This is a genomic window from Terrabacter aerolatus (assembly GCF_007991735.1).
GTDB lineage: Bacteria > Actinomycetota > Actinomycetes > Actinomycetales > Dermatophilaceae > Terrabacter > Terrabacter aerolatus.
On sequence record NZ_BJYX01000005.1, the window covers coordinates 75,202 to 87,705 of the forward strand.

A 12,504-nucleotide genomic window follows, 5' to 3' on the forward strand; every position below is an offset into this window, starting at 1 on the left:
TTCTCTCGGGATGGGTGTGGTGACCTGTGCTCAGTTCTTGACGGCACCGGCAGTCATGCCGCCGATGAAGAACTTCTGGAAGAACACGAAGAGGACCAGGACCGGGATGCTCCCGAGCACGCTCATCGCCATCATCTCGCTCCACTCGTAGGAGTGCTGTCCCATGAGGAGCTGGATGCCGATCGGCACGGTGCGCATGTTGTCGGTCCGGGTGAGGGTGAGCGCGAAGAGGTACTCGTTCCACGCGATCATGAAGGTGTAGACGGCGACCGAGACGATGCCCGGCATCGAGATCGGCACGAGGATGCGCCACAGGGCGCCGAAGCTCGACGTGCCGTCGACCCGCGCGGCCTCGTCGAGCTCGCGCGGCAGGGTGTTGAAGTAGCCGGTCATCATGACGATGGCGTAGGGCAGCGTGAAGACCATGTAGGTGAGCACGAGGCCCTGGTAGGTGTTGTAGAGCCGCAGCGCGACGATGAGGCCGAAGTACGGGATGAGCAGCGTGATCGGCGGCACCGCCTGGATGCCGACGATGACGACGTTGACGAGCGCCTTGCCGCGGAACTCGAAGCGGCTGAACGCGTAGGCGGCGAGGATGGCCACGACGAGCGTCAGCACGGTGACCGTGATGGCGATGACGTAGCTGTTGACGAAGAAGCGCACCTTGACCGGGTCGGTGAAGACCGAGGTGTATGCCGCGAACGAGAAGTTCTCGGTGATGAGCTTCGGCGGCCAGGCGAAGATCTCGGAGTTGTCCTTGAAGGAGCTCGAGACCATCCAGAGGATCGGCAGCCCGGCGAAGGCCGCGCCGAGCAGGAGGCTCACCCAGACACCGACCTTCTGCAGGGTCCGGTTGGTGCGCACCGTGTTCCGCCGAGCGGGAAGGTGCGTGACCGTGGGGTTCGAGGTGGTCATGGTCAGTCCCTCGCTCGCTGGTGACGGACGTAGAAGACGGCGAGCACGAGCGCGACGAGGAGCATGATCACGGCGCTCGCCGAGGCCTGGGCGAACTGGTACTCGCTGAAGGCCAGCTTGTAGGTGTAGGTGCTGAGCATCTCGGTGCGTTCGAGGGGACCGCCGCCGGTCGTCATCCAGATGAGCGGGAACTGCTGCGAGGTCCAGATGACGTCGAGCAGCGCCATGCTGATGATGATGGGCCGCAGCGAGGGCAGCGTGACGTGGAAGAAGCGGCGCCACCACGAGGCCCCGTCGACGGCGGCGGCCTCGTATAGGTCGGCCGAGATGCCCTGGAGACCGGCGAGCAGGCTCACCATGAAGAAGGGGTAGCCGGCCCAGATGTTCATCACCGTGACGGCCGGCAGGGCCAGGTTGAGCTCGGAGAACCACGCGACCGGACCGTCGATGAGGCCGACCGACTGGAGGCCGAAGTTGACGACGCCGTTCGGGTCGAGCAGCAGGCGCCAGAGGATCGCGATGATGGCGACGGTGAGCAGCCACGGCATGACGAAGATCGTGCGGAAGACCGTCTTGGTGCGGCGGCCCAGCAGCGGGGAGTTGAGCAGCATCGCGAAGCCGAGTCCGAGCACGAGGTGGGCCAGGACGCTCACCCCGGTGAAGACCGCGGTGTTGCGCGTCGCGGTGCGGAACAGCGGGTCCGTGAGGATCTGCACGTAGTTCCGCAGCCCGACCAGCACCGACGTCGGGCTGATGATGACGTTGTCGAAGAAGGAGTACCGGATGACCACTGCCACGGGCAGGATCATCAGCACCAGCATGAGGACGGCCACGGGGGCCAGGTAGCCGTAGGGCGCGAGGCGCCGTCCGAGCGAGGTGCGGCGTCGGCCGGGCGCGGCACCGGCCGGCCTGCCGGGGCGCGCCGGGCTCGGCGCCGTCGGCGCGGGGATCGTGGGTGCGGACATGTGTTGCCTCCCGGGCGGGGCGGACCGGCGTGTGGCCCGCCCCGCCGTCAGCGGGTCAGAACTTGGATGACCAGTCGGCCTGGACGTTGGACAGTGAGGTGTTGACCGGCTGGCCGTTGGCGAGGGTCTCCTGCAGCTGCACGTCGAAGCTGCGCATGAGGTCCTCGGCGGTGGGCAGTCCCGTGAACTCGTTGGCGGGGACGCCCTTGTTCCAGATGTCGAAGGCGGTCTTGAACATCGCGTCCGACTTCACGAAGTCGGGGACCGACTTCGTGTTGCCCGGGAAGGCGTTGGCGATCGACGACAGCTTGGCGTTGACGTCGGTGCTCATGAGGTACTGCACGAGCTTGAACGCCTGCGCCTTGTGCGGGCTGGAGTCGGAGACCCCGATCCCCCACGACGCGTACGGCATCCCGCGCTTGCCCGTGTAGCCGTCCTCGGCGGGCAGCGCCGAGATGCTGAACTTCAGCTTCGGGTTGTTCTGCCGGATGAGGTTGATGTGCGCGAGCGAGTCGATCATCATGCCGACCCGGCCGTTGGTGAACTGCTCGACCTTGTCCTGCTCCTTCATCGTCAGGGCCCCCGGTGCGATGACCTTGGCGTCCCAGAGCGACTTGATGAAGGTGACGACGCTCGTGACCGCGGCGTTGGTGACGTCGGGCTTGCCGTCCTTGAGCATCGAGCCGCCGGAGGCCCAGGCCCACGACATGACGTCGTTCTGGATGCCGTTGGGCGCGTCCTGCGCGAGCGGCAGGATCCAGCCGTAGGCGCCGTTGCCCGTCGCGGTGACCTTCTTGGCGGCGTCGGCGAACTGCGTCCGCGTCGCGGGCGGCGCGCTGACGCCGGCCTTGGCCAGCAGGTCGTCGTTGCTGAACATCGGGTAGACGAAGTTGACGACGGGGATCATGTACGTCTCCCCGCCGACCTTGATCTGGCTGGCGAGCTGGGACTCGTCGTAGCCCGAGTCCTTCATGAGGGTGCTGAGGTCGGCGATCGCCTTCTGCTTGGCGAAGTCGCTGACCCAGGCCCCGTCGAGACCGACGACGTCGGCCAGCGTCTTGGAGGCGGCGCCGGCCACGGTCTGCTGCTGCGTCGAGGCGTAGGGGGCGCTGATCAGGTTGACCTTGATGCCCGGGTTCGCCTTCTCGAAGTCGTCCATGATGCCGCGCAGCGCACCCTTGGGCATCTCGGGCTCCCACCACTGCGAGAACTCGAGGGTCACCGACCCGTCGCTCGCCTTCGTGCTGTCGCCGCCGGCGTTGCCGATCGGGGATCCCTCCCCACCACCGCACGCGGCCACGACGCTGAGCGCGGCGACCGCGCCGGCCACCATCACCATTCGTGTAGCACCACTCTGTGCTCGCATCACTGCTCCGATCCTGGCTCCATCGCCTGCATGTAGTTGCTGTTTCTTGCCCCTTAGTGCGAAGTTAACGGCGCCAAAGTCGCACGGTCAAGGAGTTCGGGGGAATTTTCCGCACCCGTCCGGGCTGTGAGACGCGCTGCATGGCAACAAACCGTAGAAAAGTGCAGGGAGCGGCACCTTTGCTGCACCTTTCCGCCGTATGCTCCACGGCATGGAGGACGACTCGACCCATCTACCCGCCAGCCGCAAGGCCGCCGTCGTCGCGATCGTGACCGAGGCGGGACAGGTGACCGTGCAGGCGCTGGCCGATCGTCTCGGCGTCTCGGCCGACACGATCCGGCGCGACCTCGACCAGCTCGACGGCGAGGGGCTGGTCAAGCGCACCCGCGGCGGAGCCGTCGACCCCACCCGGATGCCGCGGATGGACCCGAGTCTCAACACGCGCATCCAGGTGCACCCCGCCGCCAAGGAGCGGATCGGCGCGATCGCGGCCGGCCTCGTCACCGACGGCGACGTCCTCATCATCAACGCCGGCACCACCGCCCTCGCCGTGGCACGGCACCTGCGGCAGCACCGCGGCCTCACCATCGCGACGAACAACCTCCGCCTCCCGGCCGAGGTGCCGACGAAGTGCCTCCGCGACCTCTACGTGTTCGGTGGTGACGTCAGCCTCGTCGCCCAGGCCACGATCGGCCCGGTCGCCTTCCCCGTGTCACTCGGCGGTCGGGACATGGACATCCGCTGCGACCTCGCGCTCGTCACCGTCGGCGGGGTCTCCCTCGACGGCTACTTCACCGGCAACCTCGCCGAGGCGGCGATGATGCGCAAGATGCTCGAGCGGGCCAGCAACGTGGCGATCCTCGCGGACTCCTCCAAGATCGACCGGCGGCTCTTCGTCCAGGTCGCCGAGCTCGAGGCAGCCGACTGGTTCGTCACGGACCGGGAGCCACCCGCCGAGCTCGCAGCCGCACTGCGGCGCAGCAACGTCGAGGTCCTGTGGTCACCGCCGCCCGAGAAGCCCTGACCCGGCCACCTGTGCCGGGACGGCTCAGCGCCGCACCTCGCGGTGCGAGCCGTCGAGGCGGCGCGTCCAGCCGCGCGCGTCGAGGTGCTCGAGCAGCGGGATGACGATGCGCCGCGTGCTGTCCAGGGCCAGCCGGGCATCGCTCGTCGTGAACGGCTGCGGCAGCGCCGCGAGCTCGCGCATCGCGAGCGCCGGCGCGTTCGGCAGGAGCACGACGCCGCCCGGCAGGCGCAGGATGCGGCCGGTCCCCTCGGCGGCGGCCAGCTCGCGTGACCCGAGGCCGGCGTCGTCGAGCTCGTGCTGCTCCGGGGCCGTGAACGGCCGCTGCCGCAGGCGCTCCTCGATCCGGCTCAGACCCGCTTCGGCACCGCTCGACAGGACGGCCCTGCGCCCGGGGAGCCCGACCCGACCGTCACGGACCTCGAGCCCTGCCGTGACGGCGAGCTCGGTCACGAGCGCACGGTCCGGCACGCCCGCCGCGGCCCGGGCGGCCTCGAGGGCGAGCACGGGGTCGATGGGCTCGGCATCGGCCCGCCCGCGGACGGCGGCGTGCAGCCGGTCCGCCGCGACCTGCCAGGTCGCGTCGTCGACGAGCCACGCTCCGCGCCTCGCCACGGTGGCTCCCGGTCGGTCACCGGGAGGCACGACAATCCCGAGCGACTCGGCCTCGGACTCCCGCATGCAGCCCCGGCGCGCGACCTCGCGGGCCAGGTCCGGTGCGCCGTCGAGGCTCCGGACCACCGCGGCCCGCCGGGCGGCCGACCCTCGGCGGTCGAGCACCGGCGGGTCGGCGTCGACGACGACCGCCCCCACGACCCGGCGCGAGCCGGGGTCGCGCAGCAGGATGCGGTCGCCCGCGACGACGGGCAGCGCCGCGGGCAGGGCGAGACGCACCGCGCCCGGCCCGAGGGGCCGCACCCTGGCCTCCACGGCGAGGGTGCCGACGTGGAGCATGACGTGCGACGGGAGTGGATCGGGCACGAGCGGACCCGTGACGGCACCGACGGCACCCACGGCACCGAGGGCACCCACGGGTCCGGCGCCCGGGACACCGGAGGGACTCGCGCTGACCGTCCCGACGACCCGCACGTCGAGGGTCCTCGTGACGTGCCACGCGCGTGGCGTCAGCAGGACGTCGCCTCGCGCCACCTCGTCGACGCCGACCCCCCGCAGGTTGACGGCGACGCGCGCCACGGCCGCGACCTCGTCCCGGGCGCGACCGAGGCTCTGCAGACCTCGGACGCCGACGGACCGGGACGTGCCGTCGGTGCGGTGGACGACGAGCTCGTCCCCGACCCGGACCGTCCCCGCGCCGAGGGTGCCCGTGACGACGGTGCCGCTCCCGCGGACCGAGAACGACCGGTCGACCCACAGCCGCGTCCGGGCGTCCCGCTCGGGCGCCGGCAGCGCCGCGACGAGGTCGTCCAGGGCGGCACGCAGGGCGTCGAGCCCCTGACCCGTGCGTGCCGACACCGCCAGCGCCGCGCTGCCCGCGAGACTGGTGCGCCCGACGTGGTCGAGCGCCTCGGCGAGAGCCGGCCCCGGGTCGGCGAGGTCGCTCCGGGTCACGACGACGAGCCCGCGGGAGATGCCGAGGGCGTCGACGGCCGCGAGGTGCTCGGCCGACTGGGGCCGCCACCCCTCGTCGGCGGCCACGACGAGCACGACGGCCGGTGCCGGACCGAGTCCGGCGAGCATGTTGCCGATGAAGCGCTGGTGGCCCGGGACGTCGACGAAGGCGACGTCGGCCCCCGACGGGAGGGTCGTCCAGGCGTAGCCGAGGTCGATCGTCATGCCCCGGCGGCGTTCCTCCGCCCAGCGGTCGGGCTCGATCCCGGTGAGCGCGCGCACGAGGGTGGACTTGCCGTGGTCGACGTGTCCGGCGGTCGCGATGACGTGCACGGTCAGTCTCCGCCCGGGTGGTCGCCGCCCGGGTGGTCGCCGCTCACGTGGTCGACGTGGGCCGCGAGCACGGCCCTCTCGACGTCGACGTCGCGCTCGGGTGGCACGCAGCGCAGGTCGACGAGGCAACGGCCCCGCTCGACGCGGGCGACGACGCCCGGCTCGCCACGCCGGAGGCGCTCGGCGCAGCCCTCCGGCACCGCGACGGCCCAACCGGGCAACGGCAGGCCCGGGGCGCCCCCGCCGCCGACCCTTCCCTCGACCCGCACGACCTCGCCCGACACGGCCGCGGCGAGTCGCTCGGTACGGGCCCGCAGCCGGTCGAGGTCGACGTGGAGGTACTCCTGGACCGGCGGCACCGGGCCGCGCAGGGTCGCCTCGAGGGCGGCCAGCGTCAGCTTGTCCACGCGCAGCGCCCGGGCCAGCGGATGGCGTCGCAGCCGCTCGACCGTGGCAGCCTCTCCGAGGACGAGTCCCGCCTGCGGCCCGCCGAGCAGCTTGTCGCCACTGGCTGTGACGATCGTGGCGCCGTCGGCGAGCGCCGTTGTCGCATCTGGCTCTTCGGGGAGCACGGGGTCGGGTCGCAGCAGCCCGCTGCCGATGTCGACGACGAGAGGGGCGCCCAGCGTCGCGAGCTCACGCACGGTCGCGGCGCTCGTGAAGCCCTCGACGCGGAAGTTGCTCGGGTGCACCTTGAGGATGCACCCGGTGTCGGGTCCGAGCGCTGCCGCGTAGTCGGCGAGCCGGGTGCGGTTGGTCGTGCCGACCTCGCGCAGGCGGGCGCCCGTCGACTCGATGAGGTCGGGCAGCCGGAAGCCGTCACCGATCTCGACCATCTCGCCGCGGCTGACGAGCACCTCCCGGCCCGCGGCCAGGGCCGTCGTCGCCAGGACGAGCGCCGCCGCGCCGTTGTTGACGACGAGGGCGTCGCCCGCAGCCGGCACGGCCGACCGGAGCGCCTCGAGGGTGCCCCGGCCGCGTCGGGCCCGCGCCCCCGTGGCGACGTCGTACTCCACGTCGACGTATGCCGCGGCCGCCACGACCGCGTCGACGGCGGCGTCCGAGAGGGGCGCCCGGCCGATGTTGGTGTGCACGACGACGCCGGTGGCGTTGAGGAGCGGCCGGAGGGTCGTGCTCCTGGTCGGAAGGGCGTCACGCGCGGCGGCGACGACGTCGGCCGGCCCGATCTCGCCCTTGCGGGCCCGATCCTGGGCCGAGCGCACCGCCGCCTTGACCGTCGCCCCGCCGTGGCGCGACACGGCGGCGACGAGGTCGGGGTGGGCCATCAGGACATCGGTGCGCGGGACGGCCCGCCGCGGATCTGACTGCGCCACACCGAGGTCCTCTCTCACGCACACGTGGCGGAGGTGGACGGGAATCGAACCCGCCAGGCCGAGATACTCGGCCTCACCGGTGTTGAAGACCGGGGGGACCACCAGGTGCCCAGACACCTCCACGGCCCACCGTACCCATCGGTCGGCCCGGACGACCCGCGGGGCCACCCAACGCCCGGGCGTCCAGTGGGCCGGGCGGACGGCATACGCCCGGGTGGGGTAAGACTGCAGGCGTGGACACGGTGCGACTGACCCAGTACGCGCACGGCGGCGGCTGTGCGTGCAAGATCCCGCCCGGCGAGCTCGAGGACATGGTGCGCGGGCTCACCGGGATCGCCGGGGCCGACCTGCTCGTCGGCCTCGACGACGGGGACGACGCGGCCGCCGTCCTCGTGGCCGACGGCCTCGCCGTGCTCGCGACGGCCGACTTCTTCACACCGGTCGTCGACGACGCCTACGACTGGGGCCGCATCGCCGCGGCGAACGCCCTGTCCGACATCTACGCGATGGGCGGCCGGCCGGTGCTCGCCGTGAACCTCCTCGGCTGGCCGCGCGACGTGCTGCCCCCCGAGCTGGCCGCGGAGGTCCTGCGCGGCGGGCTCGACGTGGCGCGCCTCGCCGGCTGCCCCGTCGCGGGGGGCCACAGCATCGACGACCCCGAGCCGAAGTACGGCATGGCCGTGACCGGCGTGGCCGACCCGGACCGCTTGCTGCGCAACGACGCCGCGGTCGCAGGTCTGCCTCTCACCCTGACCAAGCCGCTCGGTGTCGGCGTGCTCAACAACCGGCACAAGGCGACCGGTGAGGTCTTCCCAGAGGCGGTCGCGTCGATGGTCGCGCTCAACGACGTCGCGAGCAGGCACGCCCTGGACCGGGGCATTCGCGCGGCCACCGACGTCACGGGCTTCGGGCTGCTCGGCCACCTCTACAAGATGGCCCGCGCGTCCGGCGTCACGGCCGTCGTCGACGCGGCCGCCGTGCCCTACCTCGACGGGGCGCGGGCCTCGCTCGCAGCGGGCTTCGTGCCCGGGGGCAGCCAGCGCAACCTCGACTGGGTCAGCCCCCACCTGACGGCCACGGTCGACCACGACGAGCTGCTGCTGCTCGCCGACGCGCAGACGAGCGGAGGGCTGCTCGTCGCCGGCGAGGTGCCGGGCGGCACCGTCATCGGCGAGCTCGTGGCCCGTGGTGAGCACGTCATGCACGTTCGGTGACCGGCTCCGCGGGCCTCAGGGCATACGGCCTACGCCGACGGGACGGATGACGCACCTTCCCGAGTCGCCCCTGCCTGTCTGAGCACGCGGAGAAGCGGGTGAAGGGGGAAGCTGCGTCAGCCGTCCCGTTTCGGACGGTCGATCAGTGGCGCGAGGCGGGTGCCGTGGGCGCCCCCGACCCCGCCGAGGTGCTCGTCCGGGGCGCCGGCTTCTTCGTCACGAGCGGCAGGGCCATCCCGACGAGCGCGATGATGCCGACGACGGTGAAGCCGAGCGTGTAGGCCTTCTGCTCACCGATGAGCGAGGAGATGAGCAGGGGGCCGACGATGCCGCCGATGCTCCAGCCGATGAGCATGAGGCCGTAGATCGCCCCGGCGTTGCGGACCCCGAAGAAGCGTCCGGCCGTCGACGGCATCGTGCCGAACGCGCCGCCATAGCACGTGTAGACGAGGGCAGCGAGCACGGCGAAGAGGATCGGCGAGGCGACGTGCGGGATGAGCAGCAGGCACACGCCCTGGATGCCGAGGATGCCCATGAAGGCCGGCATCTTGCCGATGCGGTCCGAGAGCCAGCCCCAGAGGATGCGGCCGCCACCGTTGAAGAGGCCGAGCACGCCGACGAGGCTCGCCGCGGCCGCAGCCGAGTAGCCGGCGACGTCGCTCGCGCTGCCGGCGGCGACCGAGATGAGGGAGATTCCTGCCGTGACGCTCAGCGTGAGGATGGCGGTGAGGAAGTACCACTGGCGCGTGCCGAGGGCCTCCGCGGCCGTGAAGTCCGCCTCGACGGCAGCGTCCGCGGTCGCCGCAGCGCCGGGGGCGGGCTCGCTCATGCCCGGCGGGCGGTAGCCGCTCGGCGGGTTGCGGAAGAGGCTCGCGCCGATGACGACCGCGACGAGGTAGCCGATGCCGAGCGGCAGGAACGCCTTGGTCGGCATCGACGGGTCACCGGCGATGAGGCGCTGACCGAGCGGCGCCGTGATGACGGCTCCGAAGCCGAACCCAGCCACCGCGATGCCCGTGATGAGACCCGGCTTGTCGGGAAACCACTTCTGCAGCATGGCGATCGGCACGATGTAGGCCATGCCGAGGCCGAAGCCTCCGATGATCCCGTAGCCGAGGATGAGCAGCCAGAACTGGTCCTTGCCCGCGAACGAGGCGAGGATGACGCCGAGGCTGTAGATGACGCCGCCGGTGAGGGCGACGGTGCGCGGGCCGCGGCGGTCCTGGATGCGTCCGCCGATGTAGCTGCCGACGAAGATCATGCCGATGGCGACCTCGAACGGCACGGAGGCCTGCGCCTTGGACCAGCCGAACGCGTCGTGGCTCTGGATGGCCTTGGCGAAGACGCTCCAGGCGTAGACGGCGCCGATGGCGAGCTGCACGAGCACCCCCGCGACGAGGATGAGCCAGCGGTTGCCGCCGGGTGAGGCGGTGCTGTCGTTCCGAACCGCACTGGTGCTCATGAGGCTCCCCTTCTCGTCGTGGTGGTGCTGGTGGTCCGGCGCGTCAGCGCGCCGTGGTGATGGAGTCGTCGACGACGCCGGCTGCCCGGCGCTTCTCCAGCCGCTCACGCTGCGGCTCGACGGTGTACTTCGGGTCGATCGCCGAGACCATGCCGGCCTCGAAGACCCCGAAGCGGGTGCACACCGAGGCGGCCATGAGGGCCGCCCCGCTCAGGGCGGCAGTGACACGGTTGCCCCCGAGCGCGACGGCCCCGAGCGCGCCGCCGATCGTCAGGGCCCGGCTGGCCTTGAGGAGGCGGCCGGCCTTGCCGGTGCGGAGCGGCTCGGACAGCGTCGGGCCCAGCTGGTCCTGCATGCGCTCGAAGGCCACGAGCTCGGCGATCGCGCTGACGGCCGCGAGCTTGCGGGCCGGTCCGTTCTCGCGCGCGGGGACGGTGACGAGCGCGAGGCCGGAGGCAGCGAGGTTGGCGGAGCTGACGAAGACGAACGGCAGCTCGCGGTAGGACTCGTGCCACGTCGGGGTGGCGGTGTCGGCGAGCAGCACGGCGGTGTACGCGGCGAGAGGCGGGGCGAAGAACGCGGACCCCACGGTGGCTGGACCGTCGGCCAGCTTCATCGCCGTGGACAGGAGAGCGACAGCGCCGGAACCGCTTGCACGGGAACGTCGCTCGAGCATCGGACGGCCGAGCTCGATGGCGAGCGCCGCGCCCGTGAAGCTGCCGAAGGCCGTGAGGATCCACGAGCCGACCGACATGGGCGACGTGAGCTTGACGGTGCGCATCATGTTGAGGGCGCGGCTCGGCTTGCCGAGGTCCTTGGCGAGTGCCGCTCCGCCGAGGGCGGCGCCGGCCACGGCACCGATGCGTCCGGCACGCTGGAGCGCGGGCAGACCGCGGGCCCTGCCCCCGGCGCCGAGCAGGGCCGAGCCCGCGGCGATGCCGCCGAGGAAGAGGTATGCCGCGACCTCCTTCTCCCACGGCGCCGGCTTGACGATGTGGCGCCCGTAGTAGCTGTCGAAGCGGACGTCGGGGACCATGAGCGACTCGTCGCGACGACGCTTCCCCGTGTCGGGCGACCCGTCGTCGTGCCGACGGCGACGGCGCTCGGGCGGGCGGTCAGCGTCGAAGGGGTTGGTCGTCACCTGCGCCTCCCGACGAACGCGGCTGCGGCCATCCCGAGCATGGTCAGGCCCGCGTAGCCGGCCTTGCGGAACATGTCGGGCAGGTCGGCCGTCGTGACCCGCGGGTCCGGCGGCAGGCCGTAGACCTCGGGCTCGTCGAGCAGCAGGAAGGTCGAGCCGGTGCCGCCGACGCCGTCGTTCTCGTCGACGCCGTAGAGCCGCGCCTCGGGATAGCCGAGCTCGTGCAGCTGCGCCACACGCGCCCGAGCCGTCGCGCGCATCTCGTCGAGGTCGCCGAACTTGATCGACGTGGTCGGGCAGGCCTGCGCGCACGCCGGGGTCTGCCCGGCGCCGAGCCGGTCGTAGCAGAGGGTGCACTTCTGGGCGATGCCGACGTTCTTGACCTCGCCGTTGGTCTCGGCGTGCGACGGCGCGTTCTGGTGCGAGCCACCACCCTGGTGGCCCGCGGCCCCCGTGCCCTCCGAGCCTCCCGAGCCCCCCGAGCCTCCGGAGCCCCCCGACCCCTTGATGCTGATGCCGTGGGACTGGGCGCCCTTCTCGTGGCCCTCGTGACCGCTGCGGCGCTCGATGACCCCGAAGGGGCAGGCGGCGACGCAGTAGCCGCAGCCGTTGCAGACGTCGTCCTGCACGACGACGGTCCCGAACTCGGTGCGGAAGAGCGCGCCGGTGGGGCACACGTCGAGACAGGCCGCGTGGGTGCAGTGCTTGCAGACGTCGGAGGCCATGAGCCAGCGCACGGCCGGCAGCGCCGCGTCGATCGGGCCCGGGCCTCCCGCGGCACCGGGCACGAGGTCTCCCGGCGCCGTGAGCGTCGCGGTCGCCGTGCCCCCGCCACCCGCGAGGGCGGTGTCGTCACGCGAGCGCACCGACGGCATACCGAGGGACACGAGCTTGCGCCCCGACTCGCGGGCCTGCTCGATCCGGTCGGTCGTCTGCTCGACGAACGCGACGTGGCGCCACGTGCTCGCCCCCAGGGCACCGGTGTTGTCGTAGGACTGGTTCAGCAGGTCGAGGCCGTCCTCGGGGACGCCGTTCCACTCCTTGCAGGCCACCTCGCAGGCCTTGCACCCGATGCAGATCGAGGTGTCGGTGAAGAAGCCCTTGCGTGGCTCGGGCCGGTCCCACGCGGCGTCGGCCGCCGGGTCGGTGGGGCCGGACAGCTGGTTGCGCCAGAAGCCCAT

Annotated in this window: 10 protein-coding genes and 1 tRNA gene; 2 read left to right on the forward strand and 9 right to left on the reverse strand. The window is 72.0% G+C overall.

Features of this window, described 5'->3' with window-relative positions; translation table 11 throughout:
- Window positions 1-30 precede the first annotated feature (30 nt).
- From TAE01_RS06560 to TAE01_RS06570, 3 genes are read right to left on the reverse strand one after another with little or no spacing between them, the layout of a single operon-like run.
- Entirely contained in the window at window positions 31-915 is an 885-nt protein-coding gene (locus tag TAE01_RS06560; RefSeq protein ID WP_147064662.1) for a carbohydrate ABC transporter permease, read from the reverse strand.
- A 2-nt stretch (window positions 916-917) separates the two neighbouring features.
- Complete coding sequence (locus TAE01_RS06565) at window positions 918-1,880, reverse strand: carbohydrate ABC transporter permease (RefSeq protein WP_147064664.1); 963 nt, start codon at window positions 1,878-1,880, stop codon at window positions 918-920.
- A gap of 55 nt (window positions 1,881-1,935) precedes the next feature.
- Entirely contained in the window at window positions 1,936-3,213 is a 1,278-nt protein-coding gene (locus TAE01_RS06570; protein ID WP_246111183.1) for an ABC transporter substrate-binding protein, read from the reverse strand.
- Window positions 3,214-3,457: 244 nt separating this feature from the next.
- On the opposite strand from TAE01_RS06570, the gene TAE01_RS06575 reads away from it, so the two are divergent.
- Window positions 3,458-4,270, forward strand: coding sequence for a DeoR/GlpR family DNA-binding transcription regulator (locus TAE01_RS06575; RefSeq protein WP_147064665.1), 813 nt, complete (start codon window positions 3,458-3,460; stop codon window positions 4,268-4,270).
- Between the two features lie 24 nt (window positions 4,271-4,294).
- Here TAE01_RS06575 and selB read toward each other — a convergent pair whose 3' ends face one another.
- The 3 genes from selB to TAE01_RS06590 form a co-directional block, all read right to left on the reverse strand.
- Window positions 4,295-6,172 (reverse strand): selenocysteine-specific translation elongation factor, encoded by a 1,878-nt coding sequence (gene selB, locus TAE01_RS06580; RefSeq protein WP_147064667.1) that lies wholly within the window; start codon window positions 6,170-6,172, stop codon window positions 4,295-4,297.
- Window positions 6,173-6,174: 2 nt separating this feature from the next.
- The gene (selA, locus tag TAE01_RS06585; RefSeq protein WP_147064669.1) at window positions 6,175-7,506 is read right to left on the reverse strand and encodes an L-seryl-tRNA(Sec) selenium transferase; all 1,332 of its coding nucleotides are present in this window, start codon (window positions 7,504-7,506) and stop codon (window positions 6,175-6,177) included.
- Window positions 7,507-7,531: 25 nt separating this feature from the next.
- Window positions 7,532-7,627: transfer RNA gene (locus TAE01_RS06590), tRNA-Sec, on the reverse strand.
- 112 nt (window positions 7,628-7,739) lie between these two features.
- Here TAE01_RS06590 and selD point away from each other — a divergent pair.
- On the forward strand, window positions 7,740-8,720 hold the full coding sequence (gene selD / locus TAE01_RS06595) for a selenide, water dikinase SelD (RefSeq protein WP_147064671.1): 981 nt from the start codon (window positions 7,740-7,742) through the stop codon (window positions 8,718-8,720).
- A 142-nt stretch (window positions 8,721-8,862) separates the two neighbouring features.
- Here selD and TAE01_RS06600 read toward each other — a convergent pair whose 3' ends face one another.
- Genes TAE01_RS06600 through TAE01_RS06610 form a run of 3 tightly spaced genes read right to left on the reverse strand, consistent with a single transcriptional unit; the run spans window position 8,863 to window position 12,504 of the window.
- A complete protein-coding gene (locus TAE01_RS06600; RefSeq protein WP_147064673.1) occupies window positions 8,863-10,182 on the reverse strand; it encodes an L-lactate MFS transporter in 1,320 nt (439 codons plus the stop codon).
- A gap of 43 nt (window positions 10,183-10,225) precedes the next feature.
- Entirely contained in the window at window positions 10,226-11,323 is a 1,098-nt protein-coding gene (gene nrfD, locus TAE01_RS06605; protein WP_147064675.1) for an NrfD/PsrC family molybdoenzyme membrane anchor subunit, read from the reverse strand.
- Entirely contained in the window at window positions 11,320-12,504 is a 1,185-nt protein-coding gene (locus TAE01_RS06610; RefSeq protein ID WP_147064677.1) for a 4Fe-4S dicluster domain-containing protein, read from the reverse strand. Before TAE01_RS06610 ends, nrfD begins: the two co-directional genes overlap by 4 nt.

Bases quoted from the DNA above. Each gene is read 5' to 3' on its own strand.
- TAE01_RS06560 (WP_147064662.1), bottom strand. From the start codon at position 915: ATGACCACCTCGAACCCCACGGTCACGCACCTTCCCGCTCGGCGGAAC.
- TAE01_RS06565 (WP_147064664.1), bottom strand. From the start codon at position 1,880: ATGTCCGCACCCACGATCCCCGCGCCGACGGCGCCGAGCCCGGCGCGC.
- TAE01_RS06570 (WP_246111183.1), bottom strand. From the start codon at position 3,213: ATGGTGGCCGGCGCGGTCGCCGCGCTCAGCGTCGTGGCCGCGTGCGGT.
- TAE01_RS06575 (WP_147064665.1), top strand. From the start codon at position 3,458: ATGGAGGACGACTCGACCCATCTACCCGCCAGCCGCAAGGCCGCCGTC.
- TAE01_RS06600 (WP_147064673.1), bottom strand. From the start codon at position 10,182: ATGAGCACCAGTGCGGTTCGGAACGACAGCACCGCCTCACCCGGCGGC.
- TAE01_RS06610 (WP_147064677.1), bottom strand. From the start codon at position 12,504: ATGGGCTTCTGGCGCAACCAGCTGTCCGGCCCCACCGACCCGGCGGCC.